This window comes from Chryseobacterium sp. 2VB (assembly GCF_005503635.1).
Taxonomy (GTDB): Bacteria; Bacteroidota; Bacteroidia; order Flavobacteriales; family Weeksellaceae; genus Chryseobacterium; species Chryseobacterium cupriresistens.
The window spans coordinates 41,458-61,756 of record NZ_SCNC01000005.1 but is presented as its reverse complement, the minus strand read 5'-3'; the positions used below and the strand labels follow the sequence as shown (position 1 = coordinate 61,756).

At 36.5% G+C, this 20,299-nt stretch carries 16 protein-coding genes; 6 read left to right on the top strand and 10 right to left on the bottom strand.

Going from position 1 to position 20,299, the window contains the following annotated elements:
• Window positions 1–89 precede the first annotated feature (89 nt).
• From FFS26_RS06945 to FFS26_RS06935, 3 genes are all read right to left on the bottom strand, one after another.
• Window positions 90–773: a hypothetical protein gene (locus tag FFS26_RS06945; RefSeq protein ID WP_110010502.1), complete on the bottom strand. Its 684-nt coding sequence runs from the start codon at window positions 771–773 to the stop codon at window positions 90–92.
• A 216-nt stretch (window positions 774–989) separates the two neighbouring features.
• On the bottom strand, window positions 990–1,307 hold the full coding sequence (locus tag FFS26_RS06940) for a nuclear transport factor 2 family protein (protein WP_137904644.1): 318 nt from the start codon (window positions 1,305–1,307) through the stop codon (window positions 990–992).
• 20 nt (window positions 1,308–1,327) lie between these two features.
• The gene (locus FFS26_RS06935) at window positions 1,328–2,191 is read right to left on the bottom strand and encodes an SDR family oxidoreductase (protein ID WP_228449403.1); all 864 of its coding nucleotides are present in this window, start codon (window positions 2,189–2,191) and stop codon (window positions 1,328–1,330) included.
• 54 nt (window positions 2,192–2,245) lie between these two features.
• Here FFS26_RS06935 and FFS26_RS06930 point away from each other — a divergent pair, with 54 nt between their 5' ends.
• Complete coding sequence (locus FFS26_RS06930; RefSeq protein WP_137904643.1) at window positions 2,246–2,614, top strand: winged helix-turn-helix transcriptional regulator; 369 nt, start codon at window positions 2,246–2,248, stop codon at window positions 2,612–2,614.
• A gap of 93 nt (window positions 2,615–2,707) precedes the next feature.
• Here FFS26_RS06930 and FFS26_RS06925 read toward each other — a convergent pair whose 3' ends face one another.
• On the bottom strand, window positions 2,708–3,457 hold the full coding sequence (locus FFS26_RS06925) for an NUDIX hydrolase (protein ID WP_137904642.1): 750 nt from the start codon (window positions 3,455–3,457) through the stop codon (window positions 2,708–2,710).
• A gap of 397 nt (window positions 3,458–3,854) precedes the next feature.
• On the opposite strand from FFS26_RS06925, the gene FFS26_RS06920 reads away from it, so the two are divergent.
• From FFS26_RS06920 to FFS26_RS06900, 5 genes are all read left to right on the top strand, one after another.
• On the top strand, window positions 3,855–6,077 hold the full coding sequence (locus tag FFS26_RS06920; protein ID WP_228449402.1) for a TonB-dependent receptor: 2,223 nt from the start codon (window positions 3,855–3,857) through the stop codon (window positions 6,075–6,077).
• 10 nt (window positions 6,078–6,087) lie between these two features.
• Window positions 6,088–8,379 carry a glycoside hydrolase family 3 protein gene (locus tag FFS26_RS06915; RefSeq protein ID WP_137904640.1) on the top strand — a complete coding sequence of 764 codons (2,292 nt, stop codon included), beginning with the start codon at window positions 6,088–6,090 and terminating at the stop codon, window positions 8,377–8,379.
• A 220-nt stretch (window positions 8,380–8,599) separates the two neighbouring features.
• Complete coding sequence (locus tag FFS26_RS06910; RefSeq protein ID WP_171006255.1) at window positions 8,600–9,766, top strand: esterase; 1,167 nt, start codon at window positions 8,600–8,602, stop codon at window positions 9,764–9,766.
• Between the two features lie 11 nt (window positions 9,767–9,777).
• Window positions 9,778–10,656 (top strand): alpha/beta hydrolase, encoded by an 879-nt coding sequence (locus tag FFS26_RS06905; protein ID WP_137904639.1) that lies wholly within the window; start codon window positions 9,778–9,780, stop codon window positions 10,654–10,656.
• Window positions 10,657–10,788: 132 nt separating this feature from the next.
• A complete protein-coding gene (locus FFS26_RS06900) occupies window positions 10,789–13,251 on the top strand; it encodes a glycoside hydrolase family 3 N-terminal domain-containing protein (RefSeq protein WP_137904638.1) in 2,463 nt (820 codons plus the stop codon).
• A 657-nt stretch (window positions 13,252–13,908) separates the two neighbouring features.
• Here the strand turns inward: FFS26_RS06900 and FFS26_RS06895 are convergent.
• The 6 genes from FFS26_RS06895 to FFS26_RS06870 all read right to left on the bottom strand — a co-directional run bounded on the left by FFS26_RS06895 (window position 13,909) and on the right by FFS26_RS06870 (window position 20,218).
• Entirely contained in the window at window positions 13,909–14,241 is a 333-nt protein-coding gene (locus FFS26_RS06895) for a helix-turn-helix domain-containing protein (protein WP_137904637.1), read from the bottom strand.
• A 37-nt stretch (window positions 14,242–14,278) separates the two neighbouring features.
• Window positions 14,279–15,052: a hypothetical protein gene (locus tag FFS26_RS06890; RefSeq protein ID WP_137904636.1), complete on the bottom strand. Its 774-nt coding sequence runs from the start codon at window positions 15,050–15,052 to the stop codon at window positions 14,279–14,281.
• A gap of 16 nt (window positions 15,053–15,068) precedes the next feature.
• Window positions 15,069–15,917 carry a hypothetical protein gene (locus FFS26_RS06885; RefSeq protein WP_137904635.1) on the bottom strand — a complete coding sequence of 283 codons (849 nt, stop codon included), beginning with the start codon at window positions 15,915–15,917 and terminating at the stop codon, window positions 15,069–15,071.
• A gap of 17 nt (window positions 15,918–15,934) precedes the next feature.
• Window positions 15,935–16,687: a hypothetical protein gene (locus FFS26_RS06880; RefSeq protein ID WP_137904634.1), complete on the bottom strand. Its 753-nt coding sequence runs from the start codon at window positions 16,685–16,687 to the stop codon at window positions 15,935–15,937.
• A gap of 462 nt (window positions 16,688–17,149) precedes the next feature.
• Complete coding sequence (locus tag FFS26_RS06875) at window positions 17,150–18,661, bottom strand: helix-turn-helix transcriptional regulator (protein WP_137904633.1); 1,512 nt, start codon at window positions 18,659–18,661, stop codon at window positions 17,150–17,152.
• Window positions 18,662–18,718: 57 nt separating this feature from the next.
• Window positions 18,719–20,218, bottom strand: a complete 1,500-nt coding sequence (locus FFS26_RS06870; RefSeq protein ID WP_137904632.1) for a tetratricopeptide repeat protein — start codon at window positions 20,216–20,218, stop codon at window positions 18,719–18,721.
• Window positions 20,219–20,299 lie beyond the last annotated feature (81 nt).

Sequence of the window (20,299 nt, the reverse complement as noted above, 5' to 3'; positions counted from 1 at the left end):
GTTTACAATTTTGATATTGTATAAGGCTGCTGTTGCAGTTCTAATCATTTCCTGTTTAAGTTTTAAAATGTAGAACAGTCTCAATTACATTATAATACAGCCTCTGACCATTCCTCAGCCATCTTTTCAACATAATCTACAAAATTGTCAACATCTTGTATTGTGTAAAAAGTGTATTCAGGCTGATCTTCAAGGGGATCAACATTCTCAAACCAATGATCATGTGCAAATAAAAGTACCTTCCCTGAATTCTTTTCATACATTGTCATATTGCCATTAGCTTCCAGGGCAAAGCAAATGAAGTCATTATATTGTATCGGTTGTTTGTGTTCTTCTTCACAAAGATTTTCATAATATTCTTCCCATTCGCCGATTCCCGTTATGCAGGCAGATTTTAAGAATAAATAGTCCTGATTATTAGTCAGGGCCGGTTCGGGCTGATGATAAGATTCTGAAATCCCGCCTATCTCTTTAAGTAATAATTCATGTTCTTTTGCTAACACAATGTTATCCGTATCTTCTAACTCAATTTTGGTTAACCAGCCACAGCTTTTATTGTACTTATTGGTCCATGAGAACAATCGGTAGGGATTATTGTTTACACTAAATTCCAGCTTTCTGGCCCTTTGAATAAGTTGAGATAATTTAGGGAATGTTGATGTAAAATTATCGGAAAGATTCAGAACTGATTCTGTATCATACAATGTAACAAGATCATTTGGCCTGATAAACCAATTGATGTCTTTTTTAAATGTTTCAAAGTCTAAATTCATTTGATTTTGATTGAATAAACAATAAATATAGGGAAGAAAATAATAATTGAGTTACCTACATCGAAATTAGAGTATATCAACTGTAAACGAAACGGTCAAAAGTAGATTTTAATGAAAGCTGTGCTTACGTTTCAAAGGGACTCTAGTAATCATCTGTAAATTATTGAAATATAGAACTTTAGAACATAATCCAGTACATTTAGGCTTATTGAAATATTAACCCGTTATTTTCAGAGCTTGAATGAGTCCATCAGACAATTGAAAATGATATTTTAAAACAATTGGGCTGCCCGGAAATGTTCCCGAAGCTTCCGCCGATAAGATGTTTTCACTTTCGTTATAATCTAATGGTTTCATACTGGCTTTGTATTCTTTGTTGGCTTTGTCAATCCAGCTTTCAATTTCTGCTTTTCCGTTGTAGGTTTTGCCTTCATCAAATACCTCCGCATTTTCAGCAAAACAATTTGCGTAGGCTGCACTGTTAAATTCGTTTTGGGCTTTCACCAATTCTGAAATAATGTTTGGTAAATTCATTGTATAGTATTTTAAGATGATTAAATGGTTGGCACTGTACCGCCATCGATTATAAATTCAGTTCCGGTTAAATAACTGGCTCTTGGTGAAACAAGAAAACCAACTAATTCAGCTACTTCTTTCGGTTCGGCAGGTCTTCCGAAAGGTATTCCGCCCAATGCATCCATAACGCTGTTTTGCGCTTCTTCTATAGTACTGTTTGCGTTTCTCGCAATTTCACCCAGCCAGGCTTCCGAAGCTGTTGTATTGATCCACCCTGGTGAAACAGCCAGTACCCGAACACCTTTTGGGGTAACTTCGTTCGATAAACTTTTACTATAGTTTCTCAGTCCTGCTTTTGAAGCTGCATAAGGTAAGGTTGAATCATAAAGGGGTAATTTACCCTGGATGGAAGCGATGTGAATAATTACACCATTTTTTCGCTCTATCATTTGTGGTAAAAACCCTCTGTCTAAACGAACCGGAGCAAGCAAATTAGCTTGTAAGGTTGATTCCCAATCTTCATCGGTTAATGCTGCAAATCCACCAGCGGGTGTTGATGAAGAACCAAGGTTGTTCACAAGAATGTCCAGTCTCCCATAAGCCGACAGCACTTCGCTGATGACTTTTTGTGTTCCTTCTGCTTTACTCAAATCGGCAGGAATGAAATGCAGGTTGCTGTTTTCTTTTTCAGGCGCGTTTCTCGCAGTTATTATAACCGTTGCACCAGCTTGCAGCAGTCTTTCTGCGATTGCTTTGCCGGTACCTTTTGTTCCGCCTGTTACTAAGGCAATTTTACCTTGAAGTTCGTTGTTGTAATTAAATAGATTTTCCATTGTTAAATTCTTTGATACAAATTTCCGAAGTATCACTTTTTCAGGCAATAACGGAAAACCGAATTGCATAGGGATAATTTTTTCCCCTATTGTGCAATTTGGGACATTGGATTAAATTTGTGTATGCATGAAAGAAAAATACCCTTGAATTTAAACTGCGGTCTTGACCTTATCGGTGAAGTCCTTTACGGTAAATGGAAAATCCGTCTGCTGTGGTTTATCAATGAAGGTCATCTGCGCCCAAGTGAACTACAGCGTAAAATTCCGGATGCTTCGAGACGCGTTTTAAATATCCAGTTAAAAGAACTTGAAGAGCACGAACTTGTTACAAAGAAAATTTATGCCCAGGTTCCACCAAAAGTTGAATATTCCCTTACCGATTTTGGTAAGACTTTAATTCCTGTAATTTCTGCATTAGGATATTGGGCTGATGAAAATGAAAACCGGCTGAGAACGGTAATTTTAAAAAGAATGGCAGGGAATGGCCAATAGTTCATCAGATTTAGAAATCAATTATCAAAACTTTTATACTTCAGCATAAACAGATATAATTAAAAGATAGTTTTTCATTGATTTTTTCAGCCGTTACCAGCTGTTTACTCCATCCTGAAGAGCCTTTTCATAATTTTCTTGATTAAATGAATAGACATCCTGTGCTTTATGGGCTCCACCTTTTCTTTGTTCATCCAGTTTGGTCAGAATCCCCAGGTTTTTTATTTTTCTATAGAAGTTACCTCTGTTCAGGTTTCTGCCTAATATTGTTTCATATAACCGCTGCAATTCTGTCATCGTAAATTTTTCCGGCAGTAAATTGTAGCCGATAGGTTTGTAGGTTATTCGTTCCCTGAGTGTCAGTAGAGCTCTTAAAATAATCTGTTTATGATCCATAGTGATCTGATAATGATCAAGATTGTTAACATCGAGCCATTCAAATTCTTCACTCAGTTCATCAGCTTTGGGAGAAACGTCATGGTAGTTTACCAGTGCATAATAGCCGATAGAAATAAACCTTTGTTTATGCCATAAAGTATCATCGTAATCACTAAAAACTTCCTCACTTCGGCCATTCTTGCCAAAAACGGAAAATTCTTCCAGGAATATATCCTTTACACCAGCGCGCTCATGCAGAATTCTTACTGCTGCATCATCAATGTTTTCTTCTTTTTTAAGATAACCTCCCGGTAAAAACCATTGTTTGTTAAACTTCATCTTAATAGCCAGGACCTTGAGCTCATTTTCACTGAATCCAAAAATAACAGTGTCAATAGAAATATGCGGAATATATAACTGATAGGCTTCAGCTGATTTTTGTAAGATCTGTTGATGGGGATTCATGTGTATATTAATTGTTCGTGCCGAACAAAGTTAAGGTGATATTCAGGAAGAAGCAAACATTCGGGCTTTTGGCTTTGTTTTTTGGTAATATATAGTTTACAATTCCGGTTAAATAAATGATCTTTTTACTGGTTTATTTTAATTTGATAAAATGTAACTATTTGTATTTCATGGTATTGAATGTGTGTTAATAATTTTTTAACATTCATTTGGCTGTATCAAAAAAAGAATGTAATATTGAGTTGCTTCATAATGAAGCAACTGGAATTTATTAAGCGATATCAAAAATTACGTGAACAATTTCCGTTAACTATTTGTTTAATCTTAAACCAGTTACCTGTCTGAAATCTAAGATTTCATTATACAATCCAAGCAAAAAACAGATTAATTGATAATTATGAAAAACTCAAGACTCCAAATTTCTACTTTGTTGCTGATGTTTTCTTGTGGAGCAGCATTTGGTCAGCAAACTGACAGCTTAGCGTCGAAGAAAAAAGAGATAGCTTCTTCCAAAGAGGATAACAATAGGAATGTGATGCTCAATGCTGCCAATAATACCAGTCCCCGTGATGTCAATATCGGACTTCCTTCTACAGTCGGAGGAATCACGATTCTTGAAAATGATCTTCCGGTTGTTTATTTTTTCTGGCCCGAGCTCCCCAACAAAACATGGAGACAAAGTGTTGGGCTGGAAAGAACAGGGCTCTTAAAAATGGATCAGTTAGCCAATACAATGGGTGATCTTGGTTTTGCTGTCAATTCATATGCACAGACAGGAACTAAAGACCTTAAAATCAAAGGCAAATTTACCACAAGCAATTTTGGCTGGTTACAGGCCGATGCCAATGTTTCGGGTCCTGTTTCCAAAGATGGCTGGACCTATACTGCAGGTGCATTTTTGAATTATGATCCCAGTACCTTTAAATTAGGTTTTGCAAGAAATGTTGATGAAACAAAAATTTTCAGAGCAGGAGTAACTAAGTATTTTAACAATAATAAAGGACAGATTACCGCACTTTACAAATATGCAGACTCATATAATGTGGGTAATTATGCCGTATTCCAATATGGGGAAAACGGTAAAGTGACGGAGCTGAACGATTTCAGAATAGGTAGAGACTCTTACGTGGTTAATGACGGGAAGATAAAGATGAAAGATATCCTGTCCGGTAAAGAGTACTGGGCCTCCATGAACGGAAATGACAACAGGTCGAAATCCCATAATATCGACGTCTTTGGTAATTATCTTCTTGATAATGGCTGGAACTTTAAATTTTCAGCCCGGGCGCATTTTGCCAAAGTGAAAATTTCCACTATTATTCCTTTGAGTATCTTCCAGACAAATGCAGCAGGTGGTTATACCCTGGCATCCAATGGACAGCCTTACTCCGGAGCTGTTGGTACCCAGCTGGCTATGCACACGCCAGAAACGCCGGTAACAAGTCTTTCAGGACGTTTTTCATTAAACAAACAGCTGGGAGCTCATAATCTGACCATAGGGCTTTTGGAACAGTACTATAAGGTGGACGATTTCACATCCAACCGTTCGTTCTTCTTTCAAACTGTGGGCGCACAGCCTCAAAGGCTGATTGGACCAGCTACAGATCGTGACGGATTCTACAACTACAATGTGGGCGGCGAATTCCACAGCGGTACAGAAAACAAAATCTCACTATATGCAACTGATGAATGGAAAGTGTCTGATAACTTTAACCTTAGTTACGGCCTGCATTTAAGGCATCATATGGTTGATGGCACGTTCTCTTTGACTCCGAGAACACCGGGCTTTACTTTTGGGCCAAATGATTTTAAAAATATCAGCGAAAATTGGTTCCATATAGCCGGAAGCCTTAATGCTACCTATAATATTACCAAAAACTTCGGAGTTTTAGCTAACTTCTTATACACCGAAGAAAACAGAAGATTGGAAAGTTATTCTCAGGCTTTTGAACCCAATACCAATAAAATTAAAAGCCCATTGGGAGCGTTCGGGGTTTTCTGGAATACCAACTGGATTCAACTGATCTCTCAGGCTACCTATCTGAAGAAAAATAACAACCTTAACAGATATAATCTGGTAAATCCTGCAAATAGTTCACAGGCGCAAACCACAACTGTTTATTACGATATTCAGACGCTGGGCTGGACTACGGATTTTGTTTTAAAACCATTCAAAGGATTCAATTTACATTATCTGGTTACTTTCCAGAATCCTGTGTATAAGAAATTTAATTTCAATGCTTTCGGGAAGGATTATGATTATAACGATAACAATGTCTTGGGGGTTGCTAAAGTTTTAATGGAAATCGACCCAAGCTATTCTATTGACAAATGGAGGTTTTGGGCGAGTTTCAGGTATTTCTCAAAACAATATGCGAATCTTACCAATGCATTATACTTTGCGCCAAGATGGGAAACTTTCGGGGGAGTAAGCTATACTGTTAACAAAAACATCAACGTAGGTGCAACAGTGATTAACTTCCTGAACCAAAGAGGAGCGAGTGGAACTATCAATGGTGCTGAATTGATTACAGATGCAAGTCCATATTACGGAAAACTATTGACAGGAACGTACATTATGCCATTGACAGGCCAATTATCGGTAAACTTTAATTTCTAAAATATAAACAATGAAAAGAACGGTTTTAAATATTGCAGCATTATTTTTAGGAGTAACAGCATTTTCACAGAATATTCAGATGGTCACGAATTCCAAAGGTCCTGTTTTAGGGTACTCCGAAAACTCAGGGGTTAAAATTCTGACAGTTGGTGGAAATAAATTCAAAGATTTAAACAAAAACGGAAAGCTTGATAAATACGAAGACTGGAGACTTCCCGTTGACGAAAGAGCGAAGGATTTAGCTTCAAAAATGACGGTCGGACAGATTGCAGGGTTAATGCTGTACAGTGGCCATCAATCTGTTCCTGCACCTGCAGACGGTTTCCGGGCAGGTAAATACAATGGAATGCTGTATAAAGAAAGCGGGGCAAAAGCCTCGGATTTAACAGACCAGCAAAAGAAATTTTTAAAAGATGATAACCTTCGTCATGTTTTGGTAACAACTGTTGAGTCTCCTGAAATTGCAGCCCAATGGAGCAACAATATCCAGGCTTATATTGAAGGATTGGGATTAGGAATTCCAGCCAACAACAGTACAGATCCCAGGCATTCTGCAACCGTAACTGCGGAATTTAATGAAGGAGCAGGCGGACAGATTTCACTTTGGCCGGATGGGCTGGCAATGGGGGCAACGTTTGACCCGGAATTGGTTAGAAAGTTTGGAAATATTGCTGCTCAGGAATACAGAGCATTGGGAATTTCAACTGCTTTGTCGCCTCAAATTGACCTGGGAACAGAGCCGCGTTGGTATAGAATTGCTTATGTCTTCTCTGAAAGTCCGGAACTGACAGCAGATTTAGGAAGAGGTTATATTGACGGTTTCCAGACCACCACCGGAAGCAAAAACGGCTGGGGTAATAAAAGTGTAAATGCCATGGTAAAGCACTGGCCGGGAGGCGGACCTGAAGAAGGCGGCCGCGACGGGCACTGGGCGATGGGAAAATTCGCAGTTTATCCGGGAAATAACTTCCAAAACCACGTAAAACCTTTTACCGAAGGAGCATTCAAATTAAACGGAGGAACAAAAGAAGCTTCCGCAGTAATGCCTTATTATACGATCAGCTTTAATCAGGATACGAAAAACGGAGAAAATGTCGGAAACGGCTACAGTAAATATCTGATCACAGATTTACTTCGTGGAAAATACAAATACGATGGTGTGGTGTGTACCGACTGGCTGATTACCGCTGATGAACCCAAAACCCCGGGAGGATTTGCAGGAAAACCCTGGGGTGCTGAGAAATTATCTATTGCTGAACGTCATTATAAAGTGCTGGAAGCCGGCGTTGACCAATTTGGAGGGAATAATGATAAAGGGCCTGTTTTGGAAGCATATCAGATGGGAGTGAAAGAACATGGTGAAAAAGCCTATCGTGCAAAATTTGAGCAGTCTGCAGTTCGTTTGTTAAGAAATTTCTTCAGAACAGGATTGTTTGAAAATCCTTACGTCAACATTGAAGAAACCAAAAAAATAGTTGGTAATCCTGAGTTTATGAAAGCAGGGTACGAGGCTCAGGTAAAATCCATCGTAATGTTAAAAAATAAATCCAATATTCTTCCTATCAAAGAAAGAAAAACGGTTTATATTCCGAAGAGATATTCTCCGGCAACATTTAACTGGTGGGGAATTTACACGGCTCCTTCTCTGGATTATCCTGTTGACATCAAAAAAATCAAAAAACATTATAACGTAACGGAAGATCCTGCTAAAGCTGATTTCGCATTGGTTTTTGTGAAAAGTCCGCACAGTGAAGAAGGCGGTTACAGCGATATTGATGCTGCAGAAGGCGGAAACGGATACCTTCCGATTTCTCTTCAATACAAAACCTATACAGCAACCGAAGCCCGTGAGAAAAGTATTGCAGCAGGTGATCCGGTTGTTGCCCCGAATGTACACGACAGAACATTCAGAAATAAAACTTCAACCGCTGCCAACTTTACAGATCTGTTGACGATTGAAAATACATACAAGGCAATGAACGGAAAACCTGTGATTGTTTCTGTAACGGCTTCAAAACCGATGGTCTTCAACGAATTTGAAAAGCATGCCGATGCGATTCTGATGAACTTCAATGTCTCCAATCAGGCCGTTGTGGATATCGTAACCGGAAAATATGAGCCTTCAGGGCTGCTTCCTCTTCAGATGCCTGCCAATATGGCGACTGTTGAAAAGCAAAAAGAAGATGTTCCTTACGATATGGAAACTCATAAAGATTCCGAAGGCCACCACTACGATTTCGGATATGGAATGAACTGGTCTGGTGTGATTAAAGATGCCAGAACAGAGAAATATAAAAAGTAATTGATGATTCCGGGTCTGTATTGTGCAGGCTCAGAATTTTTTTTTTGAATTAAAACCTTTTTAACTTTTAACCACAAAAGGCACAAAAGTTTTTCAGCACTTTAGTTATTTTAAGTTCAATGCTAATTTTTTTTAAGGTCACTTAAGTTTTAAAAATCTTTGATTTCCAATTTTGTGGCCTTTTAGAATTGCACCTTTTGTGGTCAAATAAAAATTTAATATGAAAATCAAATTCACAATCTATTCATTAATGCTCGGTTCATTAATGTTTGCCCAGGAAAGCCTTGATTTCAGTGGAAAGAAAGAAATAATTTCACCGGAAATCAAAGGTAAAAGCGTAACATTCCGCCTTCGTGCACCAGAGGCGAAAACAGTAAAACTTCAGGGAAACTGGATACCGGGAAAAGGCTGGGAGCCGGGAACAGTAGAATTAAAAAAAGATGCAGATGGAATATGGTCTTTCTCTGAAAATGATCTGGCCCCTGATATTTATACCTATTCCTTTATTGTTGATGGGGTAAAAGCCAACGACCCGAACAATTCTTATCAGGTTCGTGATGTTTCATCGGTGATGAGTATGATATTGATTGATGGAAAACAATCTGAAAATTACAAAGTTCAGGATGTACCGCACGGAACAGTTTCCAAAAGATGGTACCAATCAAACGGATTGAAAGAAGACAGAAGGTTAACGGTTTACACTCCTCCGGGGTATGAAAATTCGAAAGAAAAATTTCCTGTTTTGTACCTGCTACACGGAATGGGTGGAGATGAAGAAGCGTGGATGACTTTGGGAAGAGCGTCACAGATTCTGGATAATCTGATTGCTCAGGGAAAAGCAAAACCTATGATTGTTGTGATGCCAAACGGCCATACCAGCAATTCAGCAGCGCCGGGCGAATCTTCCAAAGGTTTTTATAAAATTGATATGAAAACACCGGATATCTTCAGCGGCGATATGGAAACCTACTTCAAGGAAATCATGGAGTTTACCGAGCATAATTACCGCGTGAAATCAGATGCCGGAAACAGAGCAATCGCCGGACTTTCAATGGGCGGCTTCCATTCGTTGTATATTTCTGCCAACCAGCCTAAAACGTTTGATTATATAGGATTATTTTCTCCGGCGATTCTTCCGCCTGACGAAAAGAAAAGTCCGGTTTATCAGAATTTAGATCAAAAACTGAAAGCCCAGCAAACCAATTCGTACAAATTGTATTGGATTGCCATCGGAAAAACAGATTTTCTCTACAAAAACGTGACGGAATATCGTGAAAAGCTCAAAAAGATGAACTTCAAATACCAATATGTAGAATCCGAAGGCGGTCATATGTGGAGCAATTGGAGAACCTATCTGAATGATTTTCTTCCTCAGTTATTTAAATAAACAAATTGAAAATGAAAAGAATATTCATCACTGCACTATTTACAGCAGGAATATACAATGCATACGCCCAGAAATCTATTCCTTTATATCAGGGAAAGGCACCGGGAACAGAAAACTGGAAGCAGAAAGAAGCACAGCAATTCAACGGGTTGTTCAAAACGGAAGTTGTTTTCAATGTGTCCCAGCCTTCCATATTGATTTTTGAGGCAGATAAAACCAAGGCCAACGGAACAGTTGTTGTTATTGCTCCCGGCGGTGGTTTTCAAAGCTTATCGATCAACCGGGAAGGAATTGATATGGCAAAAAAACTCGCAGAAAACGGAATCACAGCTGTTGTTCTGAAATACAGGCTGCTTGAAACGAAGTCCAATGATCCTGCCAAAGAAATGATGGAAAATATCAAAGACAGAAATGCCTTTGATACAAAAACAGCACCTGTCAAAGTAATGGCGGGAGAGGATATCAAAACAGCGATTACCTATATAAGAACCCATGCCAAAGAATTGAATATCAATCCTGAAAGATTGGGCGTGATCGGATTTTCTGCCGGCGCCAGTGTAATTTTAGAGAGTGTCCTGCATAGTAAAGATGCTTCAACGCTGCCAAACTTTGCCGCATCCATTTATGGCGGGCCAAGCCAGGAAATTCTAAATACCGAAGTTCCTAAAGCTGTTCTTCCAATGTTTATCTGTGCCGCAAGTGATGATCAACTGAAACTGGCACCAAAATCAGTTGTATTGTATCACAAATGGCTGGAAGCAGGTCAGCCCGCTGAGCTCCATATCTATGAAAAAGGAGGCCATGGCTTTGGTATGGGAAAACAGAATTTACCCGTCGACAAATGGTCTGATGTATATCTTGACTGGCTGAGATTCCATAACTTTTTGTAGTTATTTAATCAATTTAATACTTTTTATATAGTTTCTTTCATGGCATTTTCTGTCCCACGGCAGAATATGCCGTGTTTTTTAGAATAGCATATTTTAAGCTTATGCTCTGTTTAATAAAAACTAAATCTAAATATGAATAAGAATAAATCAACACTGATCGGACTTTTTTCCGGGAACAAATATTCGGTATTGTTTTTGGCTTTAATGGGGGTGTCACCCCTTACAAAGGCTCAAAATAATCCAACAATTACCGTTGGCGGAAAAACATTCAAAGACCTCAATAAAAATGGTAAACTGGACGTCTGGGAAGATACAAGACTTTCTGTTGATCAAAGAATTGATGCTATCATCAGCCAAATGACCAATAAAGAGAAGGTTGATCTGCTGATTGGAACAGGAATGCCCGGAATTGAAGTCTTAACCGGACCTGTCGGAGATTCAAAGCAGGGACTTGTTCCCGGAGCTGCAGGCGGAACAGCTAATCTGGACAGATTCGGAATTCCGGCTACTGTTGTTGCGGATGGGCCTGCAGGCTTAAGAATTGCACCAACGAGGGAAAAAGATTCTAAAACATACTATGCAACGGCATTTCCTGTAGGAACCGCTTTAGCTTCAACCTGGAACAAAACGCTATTGGAAGAAGTAGGAAAAGCAATGGGGAATGAAGTGAAAGAATACGGCGTTGATGTTTTGCTGGCGCCTGCCTTGAATATTCAAAGAAATCCGTTAAATGGAAGGAACTTTGAGTATTATTCTGAGGACCCTGTCATTTCCGGAAAGACTGCTGCGGCAATTGTCAATGGAGTCCAGTCCCAGGGAGTGGGAACTTCTGTCAAACATTTTGCTGCCAATAATGAGGAGACCAATCGTTTAACAATCAATGCACATGTATCTGAAAGAGCATTGAGAGAATTATATCTGAGGAATTTTGAAATCACCGTGAAAGAATCTCAGCCCTGGACTCTAATGTCATCTTATAACAAAGTGAATGGGGTGTATACTTCAGATTCAAGAGATTTACTGACCCAGGTTTTAAGAAAAGAATGGGGATTTAAGGGCATCGTAATGACTGATTGGTTTGGTGGCTTTCCTGGATTTGAATCTATCAGAACAGGCGGGATTTCTGATGTTGTCAAGCAGATGAATGCAGGAAATGACCTTTTGATGCCTGGAATTCCGGCACAGAAGAAGGCATTGCTGGAAGCTTTGGATTCAGGTAGATTATCAAAGGAAGTAGCAGATCTCAACGTGAAAAGAATTTTGGAATATATATTCAGAACACCAACATTTGCACATTATAAATACAGCGATAAACCAGATCTGAAGGCACATGCTGAAGTAACCAGAAGCGCTGCTGCGGAAGGAATGGTTTTGCTTAAAAATGCAGATAATACCTTACCATTTGGCGATAAACAGAAAGAAGTTTCTTTATTCGGGGTAACCTCTTATGCCTGGATTACAGGAGGTACAGGAAGCGGCAGTGTCAACAACAGACATACGGTTTCTCTTTTGGAAGGCCTGAATACTGCAGGGTACAAATTGGATAAGGAGCTGGTAGAATTGTATAAACCCCACGCTGAAAAAGAGGCGGAGGCAGAAAAAGAAAGAAGAAAAGCCCGGGGAATTTTAGCATTGCCGGAACGACTTTCTGAAATTAAAATGGATGATGCTTTCATTACTAAAAAAGCCGAAACTTCTGAAATTGCTTTTGTAACACTAGGAAGGAACTCCGGGGAAGGAGGAGACAGAGTAGTGGAAAATGATTTTAATCTGGCAGCGGAAGAAATAGAAATGCTTGATAAAATTTCCAAAGCTTTCCATGCAAAAGGAAAAAAGGTTGTGGTCATACTGAATATCGGTGGTGTTATTGAGACCGCTTCGTGGAAGGACAAAGTGGATGCTGTTTTATTGGCCTGGCAGCCTGGCCAGGAAGGAGGACATTCTGTGGCAGATGTAATTTCCGGAAAAGTAAATCCTTCCGGAAAACTGACAATGACTTTCCCTGTAAATTATTCAGACCACGCATCAGCAAAGAACTTTCCGGGAGAACCATCGGATAATCCCGCAGATGTAACTTATAAAGAGGGTATTTACGTAGGTTACCGTTATTTTAATACTTTTGGGATAACACCTTCGTTTGAATTCGGGTATGGAAAGTCATATACGGATTTCGAGTATTCAAATATTAAAACAAATTCTAAGACTTTTAATGATCATTTAGAAGTAAGTGTCACTATTAAAAACAAAGGAAAAGTATCAGGAAAAGAAGTCGTTGAACTGTATCTTTCTGCGCCTGGAAAGACAATTGATAAACCAAGATCTGAATTAAAAGCCTATGCTAAGACAAAAGAGTTAAATCCTGGGGAATCACAGACTGTTATTTTAACTTTAAACAAGAAAGATTTAGCTTCGTTTGAAACGGATAAATCCGCCTGGGTAGCTGAAGCTGGTAGGTACAAAATTCTGGTAGGAGCTTCCTCGTCGGATATCAGACAGAAGGCAGAAATTGATGTAACGAAAGAATTGTTAATTGAAAAGGTAGAACATATTCTCCCTGCCGATAAGCAATTTAAAGATCTAAAGTTTCAACAATAATGGAAATAAAATGAGGTATTCCTTAGTTAAAACTGAAATTTGCCAAGTATAAAACAGGCAATCCCGGATTTTCCACAGCCGGGCGAAGAGGTACAAAATACACATAAAAATGGCGCCAACTGAAAACAGTTGGCGCCATTTGGCTTTTGGTGAACTTGACGAGCGTATCTTCAAACACTTTTATTGATGATTTGGTTCGATTGAGCCAGATTAAACAAGAATTGTAAATCCTGTGTTTATCAAAGTAATTTTTTTTAGTTTTGAAATCGTAAATTTTATTGAAATTTATCATTTAAATATGTGCAGCAAATAATTTTGGATCATTCCTCTATTAAAAGGAATTACTTGTCCTTTTTCGCATGGCAGAAAGATTGTTAAAATAATGGTGACAATGTTAAATTATTTCATTTTTATTGAATTTAATGTAGGAAAGGGTAGATAGCTGAATTTAACATTAACAAATTCCTTACTTTACACAAGGTTAGAAGCTTAAAGTGAAACCGCTATAGAATATCTTTACAGGAGTTTTGTTGTTTAAAATTGGTTACAGAGATTTAAATATCACAATATAAAAGTGGTCCAATTAAAAATAGCCTTCCAGTATTTGAAAGGCTATAAAAAACACATGTTACGCATGGATGATGCGTGATGAAAAAATTATTCGAGTTCTATAGTTAAGTCAAGCTTTTTCCATTTTGCAATAGTATTCCGGCTAAGATTATATTTTAGTGCAATTTGAGTATTGTTAAGATGATGTTTTTTTTGATAATCTAATATTTGTTGTATCGATTGTTTATCATAATAACGATGTCTTTGGTTAAATTTTTTAACTTCCAAACTACTAAGTTCTCCGAAAATAATATTGTTAAGGGTAATAACATCCATTCCAGTTAAACTTTCCTTACTTAGGATTGTTTCACAATCTTTAGCTTTTAACGGGTGATGATCTTTAAGCAGATCTTCAAATATTTTCTTATAATTCAGACTCATTAATCAATCATTTTAAAATTCATGGATATTTCATGATTTACAATATTCTTTCCAGGCTCACATTACTTTCAGGAGTCCCCCCGAAAGTAAAACCTGCAATAGACAGACCTGTTGTATCAAATGAAACCCTGAAATTTACAGTATCATTTACATCAAGGAAGAGAACAGTATCCGCTGCTGCCAAATAGGTTCCCCCTCCAATGAAAGCCGTGTTAGCAGACATATAGGCCTTTTGTTGCGAATTGACTACAATTGCTATATTGGTCTTAACCCCAAAAAAACCCAAATTGGCTCCATTATATTGTAAATTAAAATTAACTCTGTATAATCCCTTTTGCCTTATTCTGAAAGTATCTGCAGATTGAAGGATAGATAAGTAATCTGCAAATTCAATTGGAGAAGTACTGGATGGAATTGATAAAGACAGATTACCAGAGGTACAAAATATACTGAGACATCCTGCGGAGGCGGTTTCAATTCTTGCACGGCTCCAGTTAGCTGATTTAGCCTGGGGAATAAAAGCCTGTTTCCATGTACTGCCATCATAAACTTTTGATACCGTTGCATTTTTATCATACATAAGCATTCCTTCCATTGAAAGGTCATCGTCATATCCATCTACCTGAGTTGCATTGTACTTAGGAAGTGTGGTATTATTACTCGCTGCGGGCTGTATCAATACCTTCTGACCTGTTGTATTTTGTAGTTCTAGTTGAGTGTAGGGAGTTTGTAAAGTACTTCCACCCATAATTACCTGTGCTTTTAAAAATGTACATCCTAGCATACAGGTTAATAATATATAATTTTTCATCGTTTTTTTTATTATGTTATTTAAGTCTCTGTATATTCACAAAAGTATCAGCATGATTGGTAGAGCTACTGTAGCCTCCAATAAGTGTAGTTGAGGATATAGCAGCTACTAACCTGATTCTTGAATTGGCAGGTAAAGTAACTGTAGAAGATACACTTGCACTTTTATTACCTGTTTGCCCAACATCAATAAAGGCTCCTCCATTCTGAAGAGTTTGTTTGAAGGCTAAGGTAGTCCAAGTTGTTCCGTTATCATAACTCACATCCAGGTTGATCCAATAAGATATATTTCCGGTAGTTCCTAGGCTGGCCCCACTAAAACCTACTACACCAGATATATAATATAAACCCGCATTAGGAATGGTAAGATAATTTGTTCCTACAGGAAGATTAAGATTATTAACAAGTAGTTGAGCTCTGTTATCAATTCCGGATAATGGGATAGTTTGTTTATTGTTGAATCCTAATAATATCTGGGCTATATCGCAAGAGCCTAATAGACACGACCAGGTTACAGAAGAACTCGATTGCTTTCTGGTTTCGAAAGGATTGAAAAATCCTCCTAATTGCAATGCAGGTATCCATGTTGTTCCATCATATTTGTAATATTGCTTATCTGTTTTATTATATAAAATAGAACCTTCGAGAGCGGGAAGGTCATTAAACCGATCTTCTACGGAGATGTTAAACAAAGGGAAAGAAAGAATGTCAGTAGCCTTGGTGAAAATTACTCCCTTTGCCGGATCTTTTAAGTCTAATAAGGCGTTAGGATTGGGACTTCCTGGGATTTTGGATAATAAAATCTGAGCTGACACTGTAATCCCTAATAGAGTAATTCCAAAAAAGCTAAATATTTTTGTTTTCATTTTTTATGTTTTAAAAATTAAAGCACCACTTTTTCAAAAATGATCTCTGGATTATTATTAAAAAAAGCTGTTACTGTAGTAGGAAATAATATAATCGCGGATTGCATAAAGGCATTTAAACGGATCTTATCTCCAACATTAAGCCTGGTAACAATTGATCCATTAAATACTGGTGTATATCCTAATCTGGCATTGTCTGATGTAAAGGATTGATAATCAATTGTACTGAAAGTTCCGGGGGCTGATGCAGAAGCTTTTTGTATTTTTATCTGAATTTCATTTACATTACTGTTAATATTCGGTGTAGGGCCGTTAAAGGTTGCATTGGACCTGTAAGTAATTCTATATACTCCTGCTTCGTTGGCTGTTATCTCATTGTTGGCAAGAGACAAGTTAATTAAACTGCCGGTAAAGTCCGAAGAACCATTGCTAAACAAAGGAATTGTTCCTTCTATACTACAGCCTCCTAATGCATTACAAGTTATAGAAGTATTATTTGACATCGAAAAATGAGCTAAATATTGAGGCTTTGTTTCCACTACATAGTCGTAGGTACTACGCCAACGTGTTCCGTCATGCTCATATATGGATGCATTGCTTTTACTATATACCAGTGCTCCCTTAAAGGTATCGTCACCAACTGGATTGGCCGCATTGCTTATTTGAGACACTGACGGCAGTAGAACAGCCTTAGCCGGAATTGTCGATTTTACATCCAGAATTGCATTGGGATGAGGGTCATGATCGCCGGGGGTGGTCGAGATAGCCACCTGGGCATACCCTTTTATTACCACCAGACAAAATAAAATGTAATGTTTTTTTTTCATCGCGTAATTTTTACATTGTTATTATATAATTAACCAGTCTGTTTGCCTTTCATAAAGCAATAACTATCATTTACATATAAAATGTTATTGAAAGTACACGCATTGAATTGTTAACTTTCTTGTTTGATCTGGGAAAAAAGGATATGAGGATATATCCTTTCTTCCAAATCAACATAATAACATTTGTGTTAATAGAATCGAAAAATAATTTACCTTCTAACTAAAGAATTTAAATTTTAGAGAGATGAAAATGATAAATATCGTAGCAACTATTTAATTGATCACCTGATTCTTATGCAAAGGTATAGCAGAGTTTGTTTTTCAGTTTTATGAAAGGGATGGTATGAGCTATTGATATCTGTCATTTGTATAGATAGTAGTAAAAATAAAGGTGAAAAGTAATTTTTATTTGAGATTTAACATCCAGATGTACATATTTTCATCTTTACTTATATTCAGTTTTTTTCTGAGTCTGTATTTTTTACTGATGACAGAATTGGGGCTGATATTTTTATAATCTGCTATAATTTTATTATCCAGATTTAATCTGATTAATGCACAATATTCCAGGTCGGAATAAGTAAGGTGGGAATTGATTTGTAATAACTGCTTGTTAAATGTTGGGAATGCCTCAGAGAATTTAAGATGAAAGGATTGATCCTTATTTTGAACAAGTAATTTGAGTTCCGTTAGATTTTCAATGCTGATATCTTTTTTATTTTGGGAAGAATATTGTTTAATATTCGTTTCTGTGTTAGTAAGCGGATAGGGCTTTCTAGGGTATTTTTTCTTTTTTATGTAAAAAATATATAGTAAAGCAATAATGGAAATGGAAAGAATAAGAATGACGATTAATAATTTATTGGTATTTGTTTGATTATCAGTGTTTTTAGAACTTTCCGGCCTGGAGATAATATTATTTAACACTTTTTTTTCAAGAATTAATATACTGTCGCTTATCTTTTGAGCTTTTTCAGAATAAATAGCCTGTTTTTTATAATCCTTGAGACCTAAATAAGACCTAGCTTTCCCTGAGTAAATATCTTTTAGTGCCAGCGGATATATTTTGTACTTTTTTGCAAGGTGATCTGATTTTTCAAAATTGTTCAGAGCTTTTGTGAAGTTTCCTTTTTCATTTTCTATATTTCCTTTTAGTGTGTAATAATGTATAAAATCTGAGGAATCTTTTTGTACCTCCATTTCTTTTGCAAATTGTATAAGATATCTTTCTGTATTTTTAATATCTCTTTTAGAAAAATATTTATAGCTCAAATCCATTGCAAATGAAGCTAAGTAATTTTTTCTAAGATAAAAATTGTGATTTATTTTTTTCGATTCATCGTAACCCATGTGAAGATATATTAATGCAGAATCACTTTGTCCATTTTGCCCTTCTTTCATTATATTTCTTGACATGGTTCTATATACTGCCGCTTTTAAAACAGGATTTTCTATACTATTTATTTTTCCAATTTGGCTCAATGCTTCCTTAAGTAATTTACGGGATCGTTTAGTATATCCTAATTCTGAATAAATCATTCCTTCAGCAGTATTAAGTCTTGCAAGATTATATTCATCATGATTTTTTTCTGCTAAAACCCTGCCTTCAGAAATAATTTTAAGAGCCATTTCATAATTCTGTTCATTCATATAGATTTCCGTCATTTTCGAAATGGCATCCAAAATTCCCTTTGAGTACATAATCTTTTTTGATTGTATATATACTGTATAGGACAAATCTAGTAGCTGTTTGGAACCTAAATCAGCATATGCATCCTTTCGTTTTAAAACTGCTATTAAACTATCAATTTCTTTTTTAGATATGGAATGATTTTGAGAATAGCAATAATGGCTACCTATAAAAAGCAAGATGAATATAATCAATGTAGTTTTCGCTTTTATAGCATTATCTTTCATGGTAATAAATATTGGGAGCTTATTGGTATCAAACATTTTCAAACAGGATAGTGATATTTACAAGGTATTAAGCATCCAAGTATACATGTTTTCGTCAGTGCTGATATTCAGTTTCTTTCTAATTCGGTATTTTTTGCTGATAACTGAATTTATAGTAACTTTTTTATAACGGGCAATTTCTTTGGTGTCAAATTTTAATTTGATTAAAGCACAATATTCCAGATCAGAATGAGTGAGCTGAGGATTAATATTTATAAGTTTTTGGTTGAAAGAGGGAAACACTTCAGAAAACTTAAGTAAAAAAGCTTTGTCATCGTTCTTGGCCAGTTGAATAAGTGTTCTGAGAGATTCAATTTCTGTTTCAGACTTTTCATTTTGCAGTGGCGAGAAGGGTTTGAGCTGCAATTCTGAAGAATTTACCTCTGGAGATACTTTTGTCGATCTGTGATCATGAGGAATCTTGTAGCGAAAGATATAAAATATTAATCCAGCCAAAACTATAAATGTACAAGCTATAAGATAATTGTAATTTTTATTTTCCTTATCAATAAAAGGATCATCACCTTCATTAATATCAATTGCAATGTTTAAAAGCTTCTGATCAGCTATTGTAATGCTATCTGTGATTTTTTTTGCTTTAGCACTGTATATTGCCTGATTTTTATAATCATTAAGCCCTAAATAAGATTGTGCTTTTCCAGAGTAGATATCTCTTAATGAAAGGGTGTATATTCTATATTTTTGATTAAGTCCCAATGCTTTGTCAAAGCATTCCAGAGCTTGCAAATAATCTTTCTTTTTGTTCTCTATATTTCCTTTAAGGATATAATAGTGAATAAAATCAGATTGGTCTTTTTCCTTGAACATTACTTTGTGAAATTCATTAAGATGCATTTCTGATTTAAGAAAATCATTTCTCCTATAATATTCTTCGGCTAGATCTGTGGCAAAAATGCCCATGAAAAAAAATTTATAAGGGTTTTTATTATCTAATTTTTTTATATCCTCTTGTCCTTTATATAAATAGATCAACGCTGAGTCTTTTACACCAACTGAGCTTCTTTGAAAGTTTTGCGCTTTTGTTCTATTAATCAAGGCTTTAAGTAAATAGGTCTCTTTTAAAGGTATTTGATGAACAAGACGTAATGCATTATCAAGTGCTTTGTCGGATTTTTTAATGTATCCCAATTCAGAATAAACAGCAGCTTCCTGTATAAAACATATTGCTAGTGAATAATTGTCCTCATACTCTTTAGCCAGACTTTTACCTTGTAGAATTTTTTCAAGTGCTGCTTTATAGTTTTGTTCATTCAGGTACACTTCAGACATTTTCAGATCTGCCTGGATCATTCCTTTACCGTAATCAATCTCTTTAGATTGATAATAAATTTCAGTACAGATTCGTAAGACTTCCTTGCTCCCCTTGGTGGCATATATGCCTTTATCCTGAACGACCATAATCATACTATCTATAGCTTTTTGTTTTTTTATATTGTTCTGTGAATAACAAGAATTATAGAAGAAAGTTAAAATTATCAATAAAAATTTAATTTTCACAAGTAGAATTTTTATATGGTTGATAAAATGTTAATAATAAAGGCAAATTCATTCATTTGGTTTATTGATTAAATTTACTAA

Excerpts from the sequence above, each read along its gene's own strand:
- FFS26_RS06945 (WP_110010502.1), bottom strand. The coding sequence starts at position 773 with ATGAATTTAGACTTTGAAACATTTAAAAAAGACATCAATTGGTTTATC.
- FFS26_RS06940 (WP_137904644.1), bottom strand. The coding sequence starts at position 1,307 with ATGAATTTACCAAACATTATTTCAGAATTGGTGAAAGCCCAAAACGAA.
- FFS26_RS06935 (WP_228449403.1), bottom strand. The coding sequence starts at position 2,191 with ATGCAATTCGGTTTTCCGTTATTGCCTGAAAAAGTGATACTTCGGAAA.
- FFS26_RS06930 (WP_137904643.1), top strand. The coding sequence starts at position 2,246 with ATGCATGAAAGAAAAATACCCTTGAATTTAAACTGCGGTCTTGACCTT.
- FFS26_RS06925 (WP_137904642.1), bottom strand. The coding sequence starts at position 3,457 with ATGAATCCCCATCAACAGATCTTACAAAAATCAGCTGAAGCCTATCAG.
- FFS26_RS06920 (WP_228449402.1), top strand. The coding sequence starts at position 3,855 with ATGAAAAACTCAAGACTCCAAATTTCTACTTTGTTGCTGATGTTTTCT.
- FFS26_RS06915 (WP_137904640.1), top strand. The coding sequence starts at position 6,088 with ATGAAAAGAACGGTTTTAAATATTGCAGCATTATTTTTAGGAGTAACA.
- FFS26_RS06910 (WP_171006255.1), top strand. The coding sequence starts at position 8,600 with ATGAAAATCAAATTCACAATCTATTCATTAATGCTCGGTTCATTAATG.
- FFS26_RS06905 (WP_137904639.1), top strand. The coding sequence starts at position 9,778 with ATGAAAAGAATATTCATCACTGCACTATTTACAGCAGGAATATACAAT.
- FFS26_RS06900 (WP_137904638.1), top strand. The coding sequence starts at position 10,789 with ATGAATAAGAATAAATCAACACTGATCGGACTTTTTTCCGGGAACAAA.
- FFS26_RS06895 (WP_137904637.1), bottom strand. The coding sequence starts at position 14,241 with ATGAGTCTGAATTATAAGAAAATATTTGAAGATCTGCTTAAAGATCAT.
- FFS26_RS06890 (WP_137904636.1), bottom strand. The coding sequence starts at position 15,052 with ATGAAAAATTATATATTATTAACCTGTATGCTAGGATGTACATTTTTA.
- FFS26_RS06885 (WP_137904635.1), bottom strand. The coding sequence starts at position 15,917 with ATGAAAACAAAAATATTTAGCTTTTTTGGAATTACTCTATTAGGGATT.
- FFS26_RS06875 (WP_137904633.1), bottom strand. The coding sequence starts at position 18,661 with ATGAAAGATAATGCTATAAAAGCGAAAACTACATTGATTATATTCATC.